General features: G+C 68.9%; 16 protein-coding genes. 7 read left to right on the forward strand and 9 right to left on the reverse strand.

Features of this window, described 5'->3' with window-relative positions; genetic code table 11:
• Window positions 1-4: 4 nt before the first annotated feature.
• Complete coding sequence (gene cobN / locus AVL48_RS33415) at window positions 5-3,586, forward strand: cobaltochelatase subunit CobN (RefSeq protein WP_061981454.1); 3,582 nt, start codon at window positions 5-7, stop codon at window positions 3,584-3,586.
• 216 nt (window positions 3,587-3,802) lie between these two features.
• On the opposite strand, the gene AVL48_RS33420 is transcribed toward cobN, so the two are convergent.
• Complete coding sequence (locus AVL48_RS33420) at window positions 3,803-4,891, reverse strand: dihydrofolate reductase family protein (RefSeq protein WP_061981453.1); 1,089 nt, start codon at window positions 4,889-4,891, stop codon at window positions 3,803-3,805.
• A 128-nt stretch (window positions 4,892-5,019) separates the two neighbouring features.
• Here AVL48_RS33420 and AVL48_RS33425 point away from each other — a divergent pair, with 128 nt between their 5' ends.
• Window positions 5,020-6,609, forward strand: coding sequence for an ABC-F family ATP-binding cassette domain-containing protein (locus tag AVL48_RS33425; protein ID WP_177242306.1), 1,590 nt, complete (start codon window positions 5,020-5,022; stop codon window positions 6,607-6,609).
• A gap of 320 nt (window positions 6,610-6,929) precedes the next feature.
• Here AVL48_RS33425 and paaE read toward each other — a convergent pair whose 3' ends face one another.
• Genes paaE through paaZ form a run of 6 tightly spaced genes read right to left on the reverse strand, consistent with a single transcriptional unit; the run spans window position 6,930 to window position 12,595 of the window.
• Complete coding sequence (gene paaE / locus AVL48_RS33430; RefSeq protein ID WP_061981451.1) at window positions 6,930-8,003, reverse strand: 1,2-phenylacetyl-CoA epoxidase subunit PaaE; 1,074 nt, start codon at window positions 8,001-8,003, stop codon at window positions 6,930-6,932.
• A gap of 1 nt (window position 8,004) precedes the next feature.
• Window positions 8,005-8,493, reverse strand: a complete 489-nt coding sequence (paaD, locus tag AVL48_RS33435) for a 1,2-phenylacetyl-CoA epoxidase subunit PaaD (protein WP_061981450.1) — start codon at window positions 8,491-8,493, stop codon at window positions 8,005-8,007.
• A complete protein-coding gene (gene paaC / locus AVL48_RS33440; RefSeq protein WP_061981449.1) occupies window positions 8,487-9,344 on the reverse strand; it encodes a 1,2-phenylacetyl-CoA epoxidase subunit PaaC in 858 nt (285 codons plus the stop codon). The genes paaD and paaC overlap by 7 nt, the downstream gene beginning before the upstream one ends.
• A 1-nt stretch (window position 9,345) precedes the next feature.
• Window positions 9,346-9,630, reverse strand: a complete 285-nt coding sequence (gene paaB, locus AVL48_RS33445) for a 1,2-phenylacetyl-CoA epoxidase subunit PaaB (protein WP_061981448.1) — start codon at window positions 9,628-9,630, stop codon at window positions 9,346-9,348.
• Window positions 9,630-10,568: a 1,2-phenylacetyl-CoA epoxidase subunit PaaA gene (paaA, locus tag AVL48_RS33450; protein WP_061981447.1), complete on the reverse strand. Its 939-nt coding sequence runs from the start codon at window positions 10,566-10,568 to the stop codon at window positions 9,630-9,632. Before paaA ends, paaB begins: the two co-directional genes overlap by 1 nt.
• Window positions 10,565-12,595 carry a phenylacetic acid degradation bifunctional protein PaaZ gene (paaZ, locus tag AVL48_RS33455; RefSeq protein WP_061981446.1) on the reverse strand — a complete coding sequence of 677 codons (2,031 nt, stop codon included), beginning with the start codon at window positions 12,593-12,595 and terminating at the stop codon, window positions 10,565-10,567. Before paaZ ends, paaA begins: the two co-directional genes overlap by 4 nt.
• A gap of 203 nt (window positions 12,596-12,798) precedes the next feature.
• Here paaZ and paaI point away from each other — a divergent pair, with 203 nt between their 5' ends.
• From paaI to AVL48_RS33470, 3 genes are read left to right on the forward strand one after another with little or no spacing between them, the layout of a single operon-like run.
• A complete protein-coding gene (gene paaI / locus AVL48_RS33460; RefSeq protein WP_061981603.1) occupies window positions 12,799-13,182 on the forward strand; it encodes a hydroxyphenylacetyl-CoA thioesterase PaaI in 384 nt (127 codons plus the stop codon).
• Window positions 13,179-14,468, forward strand: a complete 1,290-nt coding sequence (gene paaK / locus AVL48_RS33465) for a phenylacetate--CoA ligase PaaK (protein WP_167386342.1) — start codon at window positions 13,179-13,181, stop codon at window positions 14,466-14,468. Before paaI ends, paaK begins: the two co-directional genes overlap by 4 nt.
• Window positions 14,465-15,058 carry a TetR/AcrR family transcriptional regulator gene (locus AVL48_RS33470; RefSeq protein ID WP_061981444.1) on the forward strand — a complete coding sequence of 198 codons (594 nt, stop codon included), beginning with the start codon at window positions 14,465-14,467 and terminating at the stop codon, window positions 15,056-15,058. The genes paaK and AVL48_RS33470 overlap by 4 nt, the downstream gene beginning before the upstream one ends.
• A 57-nt stretch (window positions 15,059-15,115) precedes the next feature.
• On the opposite strand, the gene AVL48_RS33475 is transcribed toward AVL48_RS33470, so the two are convergent.
• Window positions 15,116-15,394, reverse strand: a complete 279-nt coding sequence (locus AVL48_RS33475) for a hypothetical protein (RefSeq protein ID WP_061981443.1) — start codon at window positions 15,392-15,394, stop codon at window positions 15,116-15,118.
• 124 nt (window positions 15,395-15,518) lie between these two features.
• On the opposite strand from AVL48_RS33475, the gene AVL48_RS33480 reads away from it, so the two are divergent.
• Entirely contained in the window at window positions 15,519-16,184 is a 666-nt protein-coding gene (locus tag AVL48_RS33480; protein ID WP_061981442.1) for a TetR/AcrR family transcriptional regulator, read from the forward strand.
• On the opposite strand, the gene AVL48_RS33485 is transcribed toward AVL48_RS33480, so the two are convergent.
• Complete coding sequence (locus tag AVL48_RS33485) at window positions 16,111-17,139, reverse strand: AraC family transcriptional regulator (RefSeq protein ID WP_061981441.1); 1,029 nt, start codon at window positions 17,137-17,139, stop codon at window positions 16,111-16,113. The two genes, AVL48_RS33480 and AVL48_RS33485, sit on opposite strands and share 74 nt — an antisense overlap.
• A 78-nt stretch (window positions 17,140-17,217) precedes the next feature.
• On the opposite strand from AVL48_RS33485, the gene AVL48_RS33490 reads away from it, so the two are divergent.
• On the forward strand, window positions 17,218-18,321 hold the full coding sequence (locus AVL48_RS33490; RefSeq protein WP_061981440.1) for a winged helix DNA-binding domain-containing protein: 1,104 nt from the start codon (window positions 17,218-17,220) through the stop codon (window positions 18,319-18,321).
• Window positions 18,322-18,435 lie beyond the last annotated feature (114 nt).

An 18,435-nucleotide genomic window follows, 5' to 3' on the forward strand; every position in this document is an offset into this window, starting at 1 on the left:
TGCCGTGATCCTGCTTCTGTCCACTTCGGACACCGACCTGCTCAGCGCCCGTTCCAGCGAGGCCGGCTACCGGCTGGCGAACCCGGCCCGGCTCGACCTCGCCGAGTTGCCCGCCCTGCTCGACGGCGTCCAGATCGTCGTCGCCCGGATCCTCGGCTCCGAGCGCAGCTGGCAGGAGGGACTCGACACGGTCCGCGCGAGTGGCGCGCACGTGGTCGTCCTCGGTGGTGAGCAGACGCCGGACGCGCAGCTCATGAAGCTGTCCACGGTCCCGGCCGGTACCGCGGCGGAGGCACACGCGTATCTCGCGCAGGGCGGGCCGGAGAACCTCACCCAGTTGCAGCGCTTCCTGAGCGACACGCTCCTGCTCACCGGCGACGGTTTCGAGCCACCCGCGGTGCAGCCGCTCTGGGGTGTCCTCGAGCGCGAACCCAAGACCACCGAAGGCCCGGTCATCGCGATCCTGTATTACCGGGCGCATCACCTCTCCGGCAACACCGAGTTCGTCCACTCCCTCGCCGACGCCATCGAGGACGCCGGGGGCCGCGCCCTCCCGATCCACTGCGCGTCCCTGCGCACCCGCGAGCCGGAGATGATGGCCGAGCTGACCAAGGCCGACGCGCTCCTGGTCACCGTGCTGGCCGCCGGTGGCACCCGGCCGTCCGAGGTCGGCGCCGGTGGTGACGACGAGGCGTGGGACGTCTCCGAGATGGCCGCCCTCGACATCCCGATTCTCCAGGCCCTCTGCCTCACCAGCGACCGCGAGACCTGGTCGGCGAACGACGACGGCCTCTCCCCGCTCGACGCCGGGAACCAGATGGCCGTCCCCGAGTTCGACGGTCGGCTGATCACCGTCCCGTTCTCGTTCAAGGAGATCGACGACGACGGCCTCCCCAAGTACGTGCCGGACGCCGAGCGCGCGTCCCGGGTCGCCAAGATCGCGCTGGCCCACGCCCGGCTGCGCCACACACCGCCGCCGGAACGCCGTATCGCGCTGATGCTGTCCGCGTATCCGACGAAGCATTCCCGCGTCGGTAACGCCGTCGGCCTCGACACTCCCGCGTCCGCGATCGAGCTGCTGCGCCTCATGCGCGATCGGGGTTACGACCTCGGCGAAGACCCGTTCCCCGGCGTCGAACCCACCGGAACCGAGCAGCCCGATGGTGACGCGCTGATCCACGCGCTCATCGCCGCGGGCGGGCAGGATCCGGAGTGGCTCACCGAAGAACAGCTGTCCGGCAACCCGATCCGCGTTCCCGCCGACCAGTATCGCGAGTGGTTCGCCGAACTGCCCGCGGAACTCCGTGAGGCGATGGAGGAGCACTGGGGCCCCGCTCCCGGCGAGCTCTACGTCGACAACGGCGACATCGTGCTCGCGTCGCTCCAGTCCGGCAACGTCATCCTGATGATCCAGCCGCCCCGCGGGTTCGGCGAGAACCCGGTGGCGATCTACCACAACCCCGACCTCCCGCCGAGCCACCATTATCTGGCCGCCTATCGCTGGCTGGAGCGGGAATTCGGCGCGCACGCCGTCGTCCACCTCGGCAAACACGGTTCGCTCGAATGGCTTCCCGGCAAGACGGCGGGCCTCTCGGCTTCGTGCGCGCCGGACGCCGTCCTGGGCAATCTGCCGCTGATCTACCCGTTCCTGATCAACGACCCCGGCGAGGGCGCGCAGGCGAAACGGCGTGCGCACGCCACGATCGTCGACCACCTGATCCCGCCGATGGCCCGCGCCGAGAGCTACGGCGACATGGCCCGCTTGGAGCAGCTTCTCGACGAGCACGCCAACATCGCCGCGATGGACCCGGCGAAGCTGCCCGCGATCCGCGCGCAGATCTGGACACTGATCCAGGCCGCGAAGCTCGACCACGACCTCGGGGTCGCAGAACGGCCGCACGACGCGGAGTTCGACGACTTCCTGCTGCACATCGACGGCTGGCTGTGCGAGGTCAAGGACGCCCAGATCCGCGACGGCCTGCACATCCTCGGTGCCGCTCCGGAAGGTGAGGCGCGGATCAACCTTGTGCTCGCGATGCTGCGCGCCCAGCAGATGTGGGGCGGCAAACAGGGCGCGGTTCCGGGTCTGCGCTCCGCGTTGGGGCTGAAGGAGAACAGCGACGCCCCACTGTCCGAAGTGGACGCGATCGAGCAGAAGGCACGCTCGCTCGTCGAGGCGATGGAGGCCAGGGGCTGGTCCCCCGCCGCCGTCGCGGAGGTCGTCGCCGACGTGCCGGAACACCAGGACGTCGCCCGCGTGCTGACCTTCGCCGCGACCGAGATCGTGCCCCGTCTGGCCGGCACGAGCGGCGAACTCGACGCGGTGCTCCACGCGCTCGACGGCGGCTACCTCCCGGCAGGCCCCAGCGGGTCTCCCCTGCGCGGCCTGATCAACGTGCTGCCGACCGGCCGCAACTTCTACACCGTCGACCCGAAGGCGATTCCGAGCCGACTCGCCTGGGAGACCGGGCAGGCGCTCGCCGACTCGCTTCTCCGGCGCTACCGCGAAGACACCGGCGACTGGCCACGCTCGGTCGGCCTCTCGGTCTGGGGCACGTCGGCCATGCGCACGTCGGGTGACGACGCCGCCGAAGTCCTTGCCCTGCTGGGTGTCCAGCCGGTCTGGGACGAGGCGTCGCGCCGGGTCACCGGCATCGAGGCGATCCCGCTCGCCGAACTCGGGCGGCCGCGGATCGACGTCACCGTGCGGATCAGCGGTTTCTTCCGTGACGCCTTCCCGCATGTGATCAGCCTGATGGACGACGCGGTGCGCCTCGTGGCGGGCCTCGACGAGCCCGACGAGCAGAACTTCGTGCGCGCCCACACCCGCGCGGATCTGGCCGCGCACGGTGACGAACGCCGGGCCACCACGAGGATCTTCGGCTCCAAGCCCGGCGCGTACGGCGCGGGTCTGCTGCCGTTGATGGACTCCGGGAACTGGCGTGACGACAAGGATCTCGCCGAGGTCTACGCGGTCTGGGGCGGGTTCGCCTACGGCCGGGATCTCGACGGCAGGCCCGCCCGCGAGGACATGGAGAACTCGTACAAGCGAATCGTGGTCGCGGCCAAGAACACCGACACCCGTGAGCACGACATCGCCGACTCCGACGACTACTTCCAGTACCACGGCGGGATGATCGCGACCGTCCGCGCGCTGACCGGGACCGCGCCCGCGTCCTATGTCGGCGACAGCACCACCCCGGACGCCGTCCGCACCCGCACCCTCGGCGAGGAGACCGCCCGTGTCTTCCGTGCCCGCGTGGTCAACCCGCGCTGGCTGGCCGCGATGCGCAAGCACGGCTACAAGGGCGCCTTCGAACTGGCGGCGACGGTCGACTACCTGTTCGGTTTCGACGCCACCGCCGGCGTGGTCGGCGACTGGATGTACGAGAAGCTCACCGAGTCCTACGTACTCGACGAGGTCAACCAGGAGTTCCTGCGCCAGGCCAATCCGTGGGCGCTGCGCGGCATCATCGAGCGGCTGAACGAGGCCGCCGACCGGGGGCTGTGGGCGGAGCCGGACGCCGATCTTTTGGCTCAGCTGCGCGAGGTCTACCTCTCGCTGGAGGGCGACCTCGAAGCCTGACGTCACCCGGTGGAGCAGGCCCATGGCCCGCCCGGCGGTACCACTGTCATATGCGCAGAACTTAGCGTGACAGGGGCGGTGGGACATCAATGATCGGGAGGACAGCGATGATCAAGCGTCTGTTGAAGGTCGTGCTCCGTCACGGTTGCTGCTCGGCGTGCACCGGTGTGGGCTGCGGCTGCTGCGACGCCTGCAAGTAGTGCCGCAGCACACGGACTAGAGGTGGACACCCGGAATGTGGGTGTTCGCGCGGCGGACGCCGGCGGCGAGGGCGGGTACCTCGATCACCCGGCGTCCGGCCGCTTCCAGCGTTTCGGCGCCGACGCAGTCGACGAACACGGACGGTTCGCGCCAGGCGAACACGACTCGGGGAAGGCCGGCGTCGAGAATGAGCTGGGTGCAGCTTCGCGGATGTGACGTCCGCGAACTGCACGGCTCCAGCGACGTGTACATCGTCGCCTTCGCCAGTCGCGGGTCTCCCGGTTCGAGTTTCGCGAGTGCGGCTTCCTCCGCGTGGTTGGCGGGGTCGCCGTCGCCCGAGTAACCGGTGGAGATCACTTCGCCGTCGGCGCCGGTGATGACCGCGCCGACGCGGAAAGTCCTCGGCGGGCAAAGATCCGCCAGTGCGATGGCCTCGCGCAACCGCAGAATGTCCACTTCGGACGGTTCCGGTGTCGCGTGGTACTCCAGCACGGCGATGTCACCCAGCCGGGTGCTTTCGACAAGAGTGAGCCCGCGAGGGAAGGCGCCGGGACCGGCGAATCGCGGCGCGCGCGGGTCACCGACGAAGAACGGCGCGATCGCCAGATGCAGCTCGTCGACCAGTCCCTCGGTGAGGAACTGGGTGTGGATCGAGCCGCCGCCTTCGACCATCAGCCGCCGCACGCCGCGCGCGTGGAGATCCGCCAGCATCTCGCGCAGGCCGGTCAGCTCGACCACGGTCGCCTTTACCCCCGTGACGACGCCAGGCGGCGCGTACACCAGCTTCTCCGTGTCGCCGAGCGTGAAGAACTGGGCCCCCGGATCGAGTGAGCCACTGCGCGTGAGCGTCACCTTGACCGGTTGTTCCGGCCGCCCGGCCGCGACCCGCTCGCGCACCAGCTCCGGCGAGCGGACCAGTAACCGGGGATTGTCCGCGCGGACGGTGTTCGCCCCGACCAGGATGGCGTCCGACGCCGCGCGCAGGCCGTCGACCCTGGCCCAGTCGTCCTGGTTGGACAGCACCAGCCGGGTGTCGGTCGCGTCGTCGAGGTAGCCGTCCAGTGAGACCGCGGCGGACAGCAGGACGTGTGGGCGTTCGATCACGTCGCCAGTATGCCCTCGCGAACTAACGCAAAAAGAGTTGCGTTAGTTCGGGGCGGTCGGCTAGCCTCGGCCCCATGATCCTGTGAGACGAACCTGCGCCCTCATCCACCTCCTTCGCAGGGAGTCTCATGTCTATTTCTTTGACGCTTTCCGACGTCACTTTCACCTGGCCCGACGGCGCCCCCGTGTTCGAGCGGCTCTCGCTCACCATCGGCACCGGCCGTACCGGGCTGGTCGGCACCAACGGTTCCGGCAAGTCCACGCTGCTGAGCCTGCTCGCAGGCAGGCTGCGGCCCGAATCCGGCTCGATCACCACGCCGGGGGAAATCGGCTACCTGCCGCAGAACCTGGTCCTGGACACCGAGCGGCGAGTGGACGACGTCCTGGGTGTGACGGCGATCCGCGCGGCGATCAAGGCCGTCGAGAGCGGCGACACCGCCGAGGAGCACCTCACCACCATCGGCGACAATTGGGATGTCGAGGAACGCACCCGCGCGATCCTCGACCGGCTCGGCCTGGGCGTCGTCCGCCTGGACCAGCGGGCGGGCGAACTGTCCGGCGGCGAACTGACGTTGCTCGGCCTGGCCGCGTTGTTGTTGCGCCGGCCGGCCGTCCTGCTGCTGGACGAACCGACCAATAATCTCGACCTGCGGGCCCGCGAACTCGTGTACCGCGAGGTGGCGGCTTGGACCGGGATCCTCGTGGTGGTCTCGCACGACCGCGAACTGCTTCGGTCCGTCGACCGGATCGCCGAGGTCCGCGACCACGAGGTCACCCTGTACGGCGGCGACCTCGCGGAGTACGAACACGCCGTCGAGGTGGCGCAGGAGGCCGCGCGGCGCCACGTCCGGGCGGCGGAATCCGACGTCAAACGGCAGAAACGGGAGCTGGTCGAGGCCGGGATCAAGCTCGCCAGGAGGGCCCGCTACGGCCGGCAGATGTGGGACCGGAAACGCGAACCCAAGGTGCGGATGCGCAAACGCCAGGAGGACGCGCAGATCGCCGCGGGCAAGTACCGGAACCTGCACGCCGACAGGCTGGAGGACGCCGTCGAGACGCTGAAGGCCGCCGAAGAGCTGGTGCGCGAGGACGCCGAGATCCGCGTCGAACTGCCGGAAACCCTGGTGTCGCCGGGACAGGACGCGCTCCGCATCGACGCCGTTCCCCGCTTCGGCCCGGCGGCGAATCTGCACGTCATGGGGCCCGAGCGGATCGCGCTCGTGGGACCGAACGGTTCGGGCAAGACCACCCTGCTCCGCACGATCACCGGCGACCTCCCACCGAAGTCGGGCGACGTGCGGTTGTTCGTCCCCGCCCGGCTGCTTCCCCAGCGGATCGACATCCTCGACGACACCATGTCCATTGTGGACAATGTGCGCCGGTTCGCGCCGTCGCTCACGGACAACGAGATCCGCGCCCGGCTGGCACGGTTCCTGTTCCGGGGCACGGCGGCCGAACGAACGGTGGCGTCACTGTCCGGCGGGGAACGCTTCCGGGCCGCGCTGGCGGCGCTACTGCTCACCGACCCGGCGCCGAAACTGCTGATCCTCGACGAGCCGACGAACAACCTCGACCTGGCGAGCGTGCGACGCCTCACCGAGGCGTTACGCGCCTACCGGGGCGCGCTGATCGTGGCGAGCCACGACCGGCCGTTCCTCGCCGACATCGGTATCACCAGATGGCTGCCCCTCCCGCATCCAGAGGACGAAACGAGGTAGTGGCGCACGCAAGTACCGCATTTAGAGGACGAAACGCGGGGGCAACGCCGGGGGGCGTGAGTGGCGATTCGGGTTGGAGCGAACCCTCTCTTAGGGACCTACTCGTCACCTGCGGTCTTGCTCGCGTGTAAGTACATGATGGCCCCCTTCCTTGCGCTAGGCGCAAGGAAGGGGGCCATCATGTACTTACGCCTGACCTGCAAGGAGTCCTTCACGGACCGGCCACTACCGCACCCACCCGCCGTAGGTACCTAGAACGACCTCGGCCTCTCCCGTCGGCCAGGTCCGGAAGCGCATTCAGTCCTCTAAATGCGGGGTGGTCAGGCGTCGAAGTCCACGGTGACGGACTCGGAGATCGGGACCGACTGGCAGGTGAGCACGAAACCGGCGTCGACTTCGGCCTTCTCCAGCGCGAAGTTGCGCCGCATGTCCACCTTGCCGTCGCAGATCTTCGCCCGGCAGGTGCCGCACACCCCACCCTTGCAGGCGAAGGGCAGATCCGGGCGGTACTTCTGCGCGCCGTCGAGCAGGGAGGAGTTGCGCGGCAGCGTCATCGTCGTCGACCGGCCGTCGAGGACCAGCGTGACCTCGCTGGAGGACCCCACGACGGCCGGGTCGATGTGCTGCACCGGCTCCGGCGGAGTGTCCACATAGAACAGTTCCTGGTGGACACGCTCGTCCGGCACGCCGAGGGCGCGCAGCAGTTCCTGCGCACCGGTCACCATGTCGAACGGGCCGCACAGCCACCAGTGCGCGACGTCGTCGGCCGGGATCAGCACGGTGCACAGGCGCCGCAGCTTCTCCGCGTCCAGACGCCCGGTGAACAGTTCGGCCTCGCGCGGCTCACGCGAGAGCACGTGGACGAGTTCGAGCCGCGCCGGGTAGCGGTCCTTCAGATCCGCGAGGTCGTCGGCGAACATGACGGTGTCGGTGCGCCGGTTGCCGTAGAGCACGGTCACGGTGGCGTCGGAAGCGCCGAGCAGCGACGACGCGATCGACAGCACCGGCGTGATGCCCGAACCCGCCGCGATCAGCACGTGGTGCCCGGCGGAGTCCAGATCCGGGGTGAAGTTGCCGGTCGGCGCGGCGACCTCGATCTCATCGCCGGGGCGCACGTCGCGCACCAGCCACGACGAGAACAGCCCGCCCGGCACCTCCCGGACGCCGACGCGCGGCGCCGCACCGGCCGGCGCGCAGATCGAGTACGAGCGGCGCTCGTCCCGGCCTTCGATTTCGCGGCGCAGGGTCAGCGACTGGCCCGCCTTGAACCGGAAGGTTTCGGCGAGGTCTTCGGGTACGTCGAAGGTCACCGCGACGGCGTCGTCACAGAGGCGCTGGACGCCGGAGACCTTCAGGGTGTGGAACCCCGTGCGGCGCAGAGTGGACGCGGTCACGCTAGATCTCCTTGACGTGTTCGAACGGTTCGAGGCAGGAACGGCAGCGGCGCAGGGCCTTGCACGCCGTCGCGCTGAACCGGGACTGCTCCTCGGTGTCCGCGGAACCGCAGTGCGGGCAACGGACCGACGACACCGGCGGGCTCAACGTGAGCGGGATCGGCCCGGTCCGCCGCGGCGCGGCCCCCGGCGGCGCGATGCCCGCTTCGGCCAGCTTCCGCTTGCCGTCCTCGGTGATCCAGTCGGTGGACCAGGCGGGCCGCAGCACGGTCCGGACCTCGACCTCGCCGTAGCCCGCCCCGGTCAGCGCGTGCACGAGGTCGTCGCGCATGGTGTCCATCGCCGGGCAGCCGGTGTAGGTCGGGGTGATCGCGACGACCACTCGACCGTCCTCTTCGGACACTTCCCGTAGCACGCCCAGATCGGCGAGGGTGAGCATCGGCAGTTCCGGGTCGGTGACCGTGGCCGCCACGGCGTACGCGGTCACCATGTCGCGTCCGGATGTTCCCTGGCGACACTTTGCAGCTCCGCCAGCAGGTAACCCATCCGCTCGGTGTGCACACCGTCGCGGCCCATCCGGCCGGAGACCCCGGCGATGGCGCCGGCCTCGGGGCGCGTCAGCTTCGCGACGGCCAGCACCTGGTCGAGGATCGCGTCGAACTCGGGCCGCAGCGACGGCGATTCGACGAACTCGTCCTGGTGTGCCACGAAAAGCTCGTCGACGTAGGGCCAGACCGCGTCCAGGCCCTCCTGCATCCGCGCGTGGGAGAACTCGGTCCCGTCGCCGAGCCGCACGGCCCATTGGGCGGCGTAGTCACGGTGGTAGGCGACCTCCTTGACGCCCTTGTCCGCGATGGCCGCCAGCACCGGATCGACACTGGTCTGCAAGCGCTGCAACAAGGCCAGCCGCCAGATCGAGAACACCAGCAGCCGCGCGATCAGCTGGCCGAAGTGGCCGCCGTCGAGTTCGGCGAGCCGGACGTTGCGGTACTCCTGCTCACTCCGGAAGAAGGCGTAGGAGTCCTCGGTGCGCTCGCTCCCGTCGGCCTTGCCCGCGCGGGCGAGCAGCAGACGGGCCTGTCCGAGCAGGTCGAGCGCGATGTTGGCGATCGCGACCTCGTCCTCGAGTTCGGGCGCGTTCGTGCACCATTCCTGCAGGCGGTGCGAGAAGATCAGCGCGTCGTCGCCGAGCATCAGGCAGTACGCGGCCAGCCGCGTACCGTCCACACCGGACGGAACCGTGGTGTCCACACCGGACAGTGGATCCTCGAAGCCGGTGCCGAAGGCCCAGCGCGAGTCATTTTCCTCGGTGATCGCCTCGTAGGCGTTGTCGAAGCTCATGTCAGATGTGCGGAACGTTGTCGGGGATGTCGTAGAACGTCGGATACCGGTACACCTTGTCGCCGCTGGGCGCGAAGAACGGGTCCTTCTCGTCCGGCGAGGACGCGGTGATGGCGCTCGCGCGCACGACCCAGATCGACACGCCTTCGTTGCGGCGGGTATAGAGATCCCGGGCGTGGTGCAGCGCCATCTCGTCGTCGGCGGCGTGCAGCGAACCCACGTGCACGTGGTTCAGGCCGCGCTTTCCCCGGACGAACACCTCGTACAACGGCCAGTCGTGCTTCATCACGAACCCTTCTTCGCTGCGTGCGCGACGGCGGCTTCCCGCACCCACGCGCCGTCTTCCTGTGCCCGGCGCCGGTGCGCGACGCGCTGGGCGTTGCACGGACCGTTGCCCTTCAACACGTTCTTGAACTCGTCCCAGTCCACCGCGCCGAAGTCGTAGTGGCCGCGTTCGGGGTTCCACTTCAGGTCCGGGTCCGGGAAGGTGACGCCCAGCGCCTCCGCCTGCGGAACGGACATGTCGACAAAGCGCTGACGCAGCTCGTCGTTGGTGTGCCGTTTGACCTTCCACGCCATCGACTGCGCGGTGTTCGGCGATTCCGCGTCCGGCGGGCCGAACATCATCAGCGACGGCCACCACCAGCGGTTGACCGCCTCCTGCACCATTTCCCGCTGCTTTTCCGTGCCGCGCATCATGGTCATCAGCAGTTCGAAGCCCTGCCGCTGGTGGAAGGACTCCTCCTTGCAGATGCGGATCATGGCGCGCGCGTACGGCCCGTAGGAACTGCGGCACAGCGGGACCTGGTTGCAGATGGCCGCGCCGTCGACCAGCCAGCCGATCACGCCGACGTCGGCGAAGGTCAGCGCCGGGTAGTTGAAGATCGACGAGTACTTCTGCCTGCCGTTGATGAGCTTGTCGGTCAGGTCCGCCCGGTCGGCGCCGAGCGTGGCCGCCGCCGAGTACAGGTACAGCCCGTGACCGGCCTCGTCCTGCACCTTCGCGAGCAGGATCGCCTTGCGCCGCAAGGAAGGCGCCCGGGTGATCCAGTTGCCTTCCGGCTGCATGCCGATGATCTCCGAATGCGCGTGCTGCGCGATCTGCCGGATCATCGTCTTGCGGTACCCCTCGGGCACCCAGTCGCGCGGCTCGATGCGCTGGTCACGCGCGATGGTCGCCTCGAAATGCCGTTCGAGGTCTTCCTCGGACACCGTCGCTGTCATGCCTGCTCCTTCGCCACCAGGGTGAGCACGTCGTACTTGGCGACCGAGTCGCCGTCTTGGTTGGTCACGTCGGCGTCCCAGCGGACTTCGCCGTACTCCTGGTCGATGCGCGGGGTGATCTGCTTGGCGGTCAAGGTCACCGTCAACGAGTCGCCGACCTTCACCGGGGTGAGGAACCGCAGGTTCTCCAAGCCGTAGTTGGCCAGCACCGGACCGGGCTCGGGCGAGACGAACAGGCCTGCGGCGAACGAAACCACGAGGTATCCGTGCGCCACGATGCCGCCGAACAGCGGGTTCGCCGCCGCGGCCTCGGGATCGGTGTGGGCGTAGAAGGTGTCACCGGTGAACTCGGCGAAGTGGTCGACGTCTTCCTGGGTGACAGTGCGCGGCCCAGCGACCACGGAGTCGCCGATCTTCAGTTCCGCCAAGGACTTCCGGAACGGATGGACGTCGCTCTCGGTGCGCGGGGCACCCGCGACCCAGCGGCCGGTGACCGTGCTGAGCACCTTGGGGCTGCCCTGGACGGCGGTGCGCTGCATGTGGTGCAGCACGCCGCGGATCCCGCCCATCTCCTCGCCGCCACCGGCGCGCCCGGGGCCGCCGTGGACCAGCTGCGGCATCGGCGAACCGTGGCCGGTGGACTCCTTGGCGTCGTCGGCGTCCAACACCAGCAGACGGCCGTGGTACGGCGCGACCCCGAGCACGACCTCGCGTGCGAACTCCGCGTCCGCGGTGACGACGGAGCCGACGAGGCTGCCGCCGCCGCGGGCGGCGAGTTCGACGACCTGCTCGGTCGAGGTGTAGGGCAGCAACGTGGAGACCGGGCCGAACGCCTCGACCTCGTGCGGCTCGGAACGCTCCGGGTCCGCCTTCAGCAGCACGGGCGAGATGAACGCGCCGCGCTCGGCGTCCGCGCCGACGACCTCGACCCGCTCCGGGTCGCCGAAGACGACCGACCCGACGTCCAGCAGCGCCTTGAGCGACCGCCGGACCTCCTCACGCTGCTCCAGGCTGGCCAGCGCGCCCATCCGGACACCCTCGGCGGTGGGGTTGCCGATGGTGACCTTCGCCAGCCGCGCGCTCGCGGCCTCGGCGACGTCGTCCAGCAGGTCGGCGGGGACGAACGCGCGACGGATCGCGGTGCACTTCTGCCCGGCCTTGACCGTCATTTCGGTGGTCAGCTGCTTGACGAAGAGGTCGAACTCGGTGGTGCCGGGTTTGGCGTCCGGGCCGAGGATCGAGCAGTTCAGCGAGTCGGCCTCGGCGTTGAACCGGGCCGAGTTGCGCACGATCGCCGGATGCGCACGCAGTTTCTGCGCCGTTGAAGCGGAACCGGTGAAGGAGACGAGGTCCTGCGCGGTGACGTGGTCGAGCAGGTCGCCGACGCTGCCCGCGACGAACTGCAGCGTGCCCTCGGGCAGGATGCCGGCGTCGATGATGATCTCGACCAGCCGCGCGGTCAGGTACGCGGTCTGGCTGGCCGGCTTGATCAGGCTCGGCACCCCGGCGAGGAACGCGGGCGCGAACTTCTCCAGCGGGCCCCAGACCGGGAAGTTGAAGGCGTTGATCTGGACGGCGACACCGCGCAGCGGCACGGCGATGTGCTGGGCGACGAAGGTGCCGCCCTTGCTCAGCGGCTCCACGTTGCCGTCGACGTAGACGGTGTCGTTCGGCAGTTCGCGCTTGCCCTTGCTGGAGTAGGCGAACAGCACTCCGATGCCGCCGTCGATGTCGACCATCGAGTCGGTCTTGGTCGCACCCGTGCGCGCCGACAGCGCGTACAGCTCGTCGCGGTGTTCGCGCAGGTGCGAGGCCAGCGCCTTCAGCAACGCGGCGCGCTGATGAAAGGTCAGCTCACGCAGGGCGGGTCCGCCGGTGCGGCGGCCGTACTCCAGCGCGGCGGCGAAGTCGATGCCGTCGGACGAGACCCGGGCGACCTCCTCGCCCGTCGAGGCGTCGTGCAGCGGCACTCCGTCGTTGTCCGCCGTGTGCCATCCGCCGGAGACGTAGCTGCGCAGCAATGCCATGGGGCCGAACCCTTCGATGGTGGATTAACAGACCGTCCGTTCAGTAATTCACTGTAGCTCGCGTCCGGGGTCTTGCAAACCCCCGGACGGCGGCGGATCCTTGACATCCACGCGGAAGCACGCCTTTACTGGCGGCACCCTTTAACAACCGTCCATTCGGTCAGTAACCAGGTGGTGTGATGACGACCAACGCGGCGCACGCGATGTTCGCCGACGACCTGGCGTCGAGCGCGCTGGGTATCGAGCTGGTCGAGGCGGCCGAGGGGCACGCCGTCGCCACCATGCGGATCACCGAGACGATGGTCAACGGCCATGGCATCGCCCATGGCGGTTATGTCTTCCTGCTCGCCGACACGACGTTCGCCTGCGCCTGCAACAGTCATGGTCCGGTCACCGTCGCGTCCGGCGCGGAGATCTCCTTCGTCGCCACCGGCGCACTCGGCGACCACCTCATCGCCACCGCCACCGAGCGGACCCGCTACGGGCGCAACGGCATCTACGACGTCACCGTGCACCGGGAGACCCCCGACGGGCCGGAGGTCGTCGCCGAATTCCGCGGCCGCAGCCGCACCATCCAGAAGGCATGACGATGACTTTCAGCGACGACGCCGAGAACCTCACCATCGGCGAACTCCAGGCGCGGCAACTGAACCGGCTCCGGTGGACGCTGCGGCACGCCTACGACAACGTGCCGTTCTACACCAGGAAGTTCGACGAGGCCGGTGTCCATCCGGACGACTGCAAGGCGCTGGAAGACCTGGCGAAGTTCCCCTTCACCACCAAGCAGGACCTGCGCGACAACTATCCCTTCGGCATGTTCGCGGTGCCGGAATCGCAGGTCAGCCGGATCCACGCGTCCAGCGGCACCACCGGCAAGCCGACCGTCGTCGGCTACACCGCCGGCGACATCGACACCTGGGCGACGGTGATGGCGCGGTCGATCCGCGCGGCGGGCGGGCGGCCGGGCGACAAGGTCCACGTGGCCTACGGGTACGGCCTGTTCACCGGCGGCCTCGGCGCGCACTACGGCGCCGAAAAACTGGGCTGCACGGTGATTCCCGCGTCCGGTGGCATGACAGCGCGTCAGGTGCAGATCATCACCGACTTCAAACCCGAGATCATCATGGTCACGCCGTCGTACCTGCTCACGCTGCTCGACGAGTTCGAGCGACAGGGCATCGACCCGCAGACCAGTTCGCTCAAGGTCGGCATCTTCGGCGCGGAACCGTGGACCGAGCAGATGCGCACCGAGATCGAGGAACGCGTCGGCATCGACGCCGTCGACATCTACGGCCTGTCCGAGGTGATGGGGCCCGGTGTCGCGCAGGAATGCGTCGAGACCAAGGACGGGCTGCACATCTGGGAGGACCACTTCTTCCCCGAGGTGATCGACCCGTTCACCGAGAAACCGATCGACGACACCGGGGAACTGCTGTTCACCTCGCTCACCAAACAGGCGCTGCCGATCATCCGCTACCGCACCCGCGACCTCACCCGGCTGCTGCCGGGCACCGCGCGGCCGTCGTACCGGCGGATGGAGAAGGTGACCGGCCGTACCGATGACATGATCATCCTGCGTGGCGTCAACGTCTTCCCCACGCAGATCGAGGAAGTCGTGCTGGTGACCCCCGCGCTCGCCCCGCATTTCCAGCTGGTGCGCTCGACCAAGGGCCGGATGGACCACCTGACCGTCCGCGTCGAAGCCCGCCCGGACGCGACCGCCGAGCAACGCGCCGAAGCCGCCGCGCGGCTGATCGCCGGGGTCAAGGACGGCGTCGGCGTGAGCGTCGGCGTCGAGGTGGTCGACCCGGACACACTGGAACGGTCGCTGGGCAAGATGCGCCGCGTCCTCGACGAGCGGGACCGCGGTTGAGCACGCCCGCCCGCCGGGGACGCCCCGGCTACGACCTCGAATCGCTGCTGCAGGTCGCGGTCAAGCTGTTCAACGAACGCGGCTACGACGGCACCAGCATGGAAGACCTCTCCCGCAAGCTCGGCATCACGAAATCCGCGATCTACCACCACGTGCCGAGCAAGGAGGAACTGCTGCGACTCGCCGTCGACCGCGCGCTGAACGGCCTGTTCGCCGTCGCCGCCGAGACGGAGTCCTTCGAGGGCAGGGCGATCGAGAAGCTGGAGCATCTGGTGCGGGGCAGTGTCCTCGTGCTGGTCGGGCAGCTGCCGTTCGTCACGCTGCTGCTGCGGGTGCGGGGCAACACCAAGATCGAGCGCGCGGCGCTGGCGCGGCGGCGCGAATTCGACCGGCTGGTCACGGAACTGGTCAAACAGGCCGAAACCGAAGGCGACGTGCGGCCCGACATCGATCCGGCGGTCACCGCGCGGCTGCTGTACGGCATGGTGAACTCGCTGATCGAGTGGTACCGGCCGCGGCGGGGCTCGGCGGGGACGGAACTGGCGGACGCGGTGTGCAAGATCGCTTTCGACGGGCTTCGGACGCAGTAGGCCCCTTGGCGCGTCTGGCTGTCGCGGAACCCCAGGATGCGAGGCTGCACGCGTGCGCTACTCCCCCGCGGCCTTCGGCGGCTGCCGCGCCTGCCAGATCAGCGCGTCCCGCAACTGCTGGATGAGCTGTTCGTCGTCGGCCTCCGACGGATCGACCCCGAGCGGGATCCACCGTTCGCCGACCTCGGCGCCATTCTCGAAACTGGTGATCACGATCCCGGCGTAGGAGACGGTTTCGTCCCCGCTGTCACCTTGGATCCGGACGTCACGATGCTGCAGCCGCACACTGACCCACCGTCCGGGGCGGCACACCGGTTCGCGTTCGGCACTGGCCATTCGTCCCTACCTATGACGCCCGCTCCCTCGCCACGAACGTCGCACCCGGGGCGCGGAGGGTTACCGGCCGGTTGTTCCGGTTCGATAACGGCACCCGCCCACGTGAAACGGTTACGCTCGGCCCATGAGCACCGATCCGGAGATCCGGCGGCGCCGACTCGAACCGGCCGCCCGGCGTGCGGAGATCCTGGCCGCGGCACGACGGCTGTTCGGCGCGGGTACGTACGCCTCGGTGTCGACCTCGGACATCGCGAAGGCCGCCGGGGTGGCCAGGCCGCTGATCAACCACTACTTCGGCGGTAAACGCGAGCTGTACCTGGAAGTCGTGCGGCAGATGATGATCGTGCCCGCGCCGGTGATCGAGAACCTGCCGGACACGACCGCCGAAGAGCGGCTCGAGATCAGCGTCCGGCATTGGATCGAAGTCGTCGAACGCAACGAGCAGGCGTGGCTGACCGCGATCGGCCAGGAAGCCGTCGGCCGCGACCCGGACATCGAGCGGATCATGCTGGAGGGTGACGAGATCGCCGCCGACCGCGTGCTCGCGGCCGCGTTGATGAGCGACATCACCGAGGGTCGTGAAGAACTCCGCGCGATGATCCGCTCGTACGGCGGGATGCTGCGCGCCGCGTCACGCGAGTGGCTGATCCGCGGCACGCTCGACCGCGAAGAACTGCGGATCTTCCTCACCGATTCGATCCTGCACCTGCTGCGGGTCACTTACCCGGCCGTGCTCGCAACGCGTTCCGCCGGGCATAAGCCGCCGGCGTCATCCCCTTCCAGCGTTTGAAGGCGTAGATGAAACTCGACGCCTCGGCGTAGCCCAGCCGCAGCGCGACGTCCTCGACGCTGAGCACGCCGGTGTCGAGCATCTCCTCCGCCAGCGCCTGGCGGACCTCGTCCAGCAACGCGCGGTAGCCGGTCCCGGCCTCGAACAGGCGACGCCGCAGGGTGCGGGGACTGAGCGCGAGCCGTCGCGCGACCTCGTCCATCCCGGCGTCGACCCCGCCGAGCCGCACCAGCCGTTCCCGGACCTGCTGCGCGATCCCGGACCGCTCACGTTTCCGGGAGACCAGCAGATCGCATTGCGCGGCGCACACCGCGACCGTCTGGTCGTTGGCCTGCGGCAGCGGTTTGTCGAGCAGGAGCGGGTCCAGGGTGGCGACCTGCGACCGGGCGGAGAACGAAGGCTCCAGCCCGAAGGTCCGCACATATTCGTCCACAGTGGAGGGTCGCTCGTGCCGGAACGACAAGGAACGCAACGAGATGTCCGGCAGGATGTCGCGCATGACGGTGTGGATGGCGCCGAGATCGCGCAACATCAGGAAGCGGGCGACGTCGTCGGGCACCCGGCTGTCGTCCATGGTCAGCGCGAGCCGTCCGGCCTCGACGGTCACGTGCGGGATGCAGAAGGTGAAGCTCAGGTCCAGGTATCGCAGCGCGAAGCGCATCGCGTCACCCAATGTCGGGCTGCTGATGCACGCGAAGCCGAAGATGCCGAACGCGCTGACCCGGTAGCGCCTGCTCAGCCGCAGTGCGACGGCGTCCCCTGCACCGAGCCCGCGGATCAGCTCGCGGACCACGGCGAGTTCCTGGCGCGCGTCGACCTGGCCGTCCACGGGGGCGTGCTCGTAGTGGGCCAGTCCGGTGACGCCGTGCTCGGCGGCGAAGCGGGCCATGAGCACGATGCTCGCCGTGCCACGGGGGTAGTCCCAATCGCGGATCACCGGCGGCGGTAGTTCCATGGCCGGGATTATGGATCCCGGCAGCGATCGGCGCATTGAGGACCGTAGCTGTCCTTGATCCCGTTTAAGGTGAGCCGCATGTCCGACACGTTGAGCAGGCGCGCGCTGAACCGCGCCATGCTGGACCGGCAACTGCTGCTCCGGCGTTCGAAGATGACCGCGCTCGAAGCGGTCGAGCAGCTCGCCGGGTTGCAGGCGCAGGCGCCCAACCCGCCGTACTTCGCGCTGTGGACGCGGCTGCACGGCTTCCGCCAGGACGACCTGGCCAAGCTGCTGCTGGACAAGAGTGTCGTGCGGATCGCGCTCATGCGCGGCACCGTGCACCTGGTGACGCGGGAGGACGCGCTGGCGTGGCGGCCGATCGTGCAGCCCCTCTACGACCGGTCGGTGCACGGAAACACCCAGTTCTCCCCGGAGATCAAGGGCCTCGACCACCAGGAGATCGCCCGCACCGCCCGCAAACTGCTCGGCGAACGACCGCTTTCGTCGGGCGAACTAGGCGCGGAACTCGCGAAGCGCTGGGAGAGCGCCGGGCCATCGTCGCTGGTACACGTCGCGCGGGCCTTGCTGCCGCTGGTGCAGATCCCGCCGCGCGGCGTATGGGGCAAATCGGGACAGCCGACGTATCAGACCACCGGGGACTGGCTCGGCGCCGAACCGGACGCGACGCCGTCGCCGGAAGCGATGTTCCGGCGCTATCTGGCCGCGTTCGGGCCGGCCAGTGTGCAGGACGCGCAGGCGTGGGCCGGGATCACGAAACTCGGCGAGGTCGCCGAGCGGTTGCGGCCGGAGCTGCGGACGTTCCGTGACGAGAACGGACGCGAGCTGTTCGACCTGCCGGACGCGCCGCGGCCGGATCCGGACACCCCCGCGCCGCCGCGGCTGCTGGGGCCGTTCGACCAGACCATCCTGTCCTACGCCGACCGCACGCGCGCGATCAGCGACGAGTACCGAAAGGTCGTCATCACCCATAACGGCCTGGTCAAGGGCACCATCCTGGTCGACGGGTGGGTGAAGGGCTTCTGGGAGATCAAGACGGCGAAGAAGGCCGCTTCGGTCGTCATCACTCCGTTCGAACGCGTCCCGAAGCGCGATCTGAACGCTCTCGAAAGCTCCGCTCACCGCCTCCTGACCTGGGCGCACCCCAAGTCCGAGGCCCATTCTGTGCATTTCGTCCTCTAAATGCGGTAGTTGGGAGTGCGAACTACCGCATTTAGAGGACGAAATGCGGTCGCGAGGTGGCCGGAAATCTCGATTGCGTGGCCGGGCATGTACTTCCACCAGGGGTGACCGGTG

This window comes from Amycolatopsis regifaucium, assembly GCF_001613935.1.
In the GTDB taxonomy this organism is placed as follows: domain Bacteria; phylum Actinomycetota; class Actinomycetes; order Mycobacteriales; family Pseudonocardiaceae; genus Amycolatopsis; species Amycolatopsis regifaucium.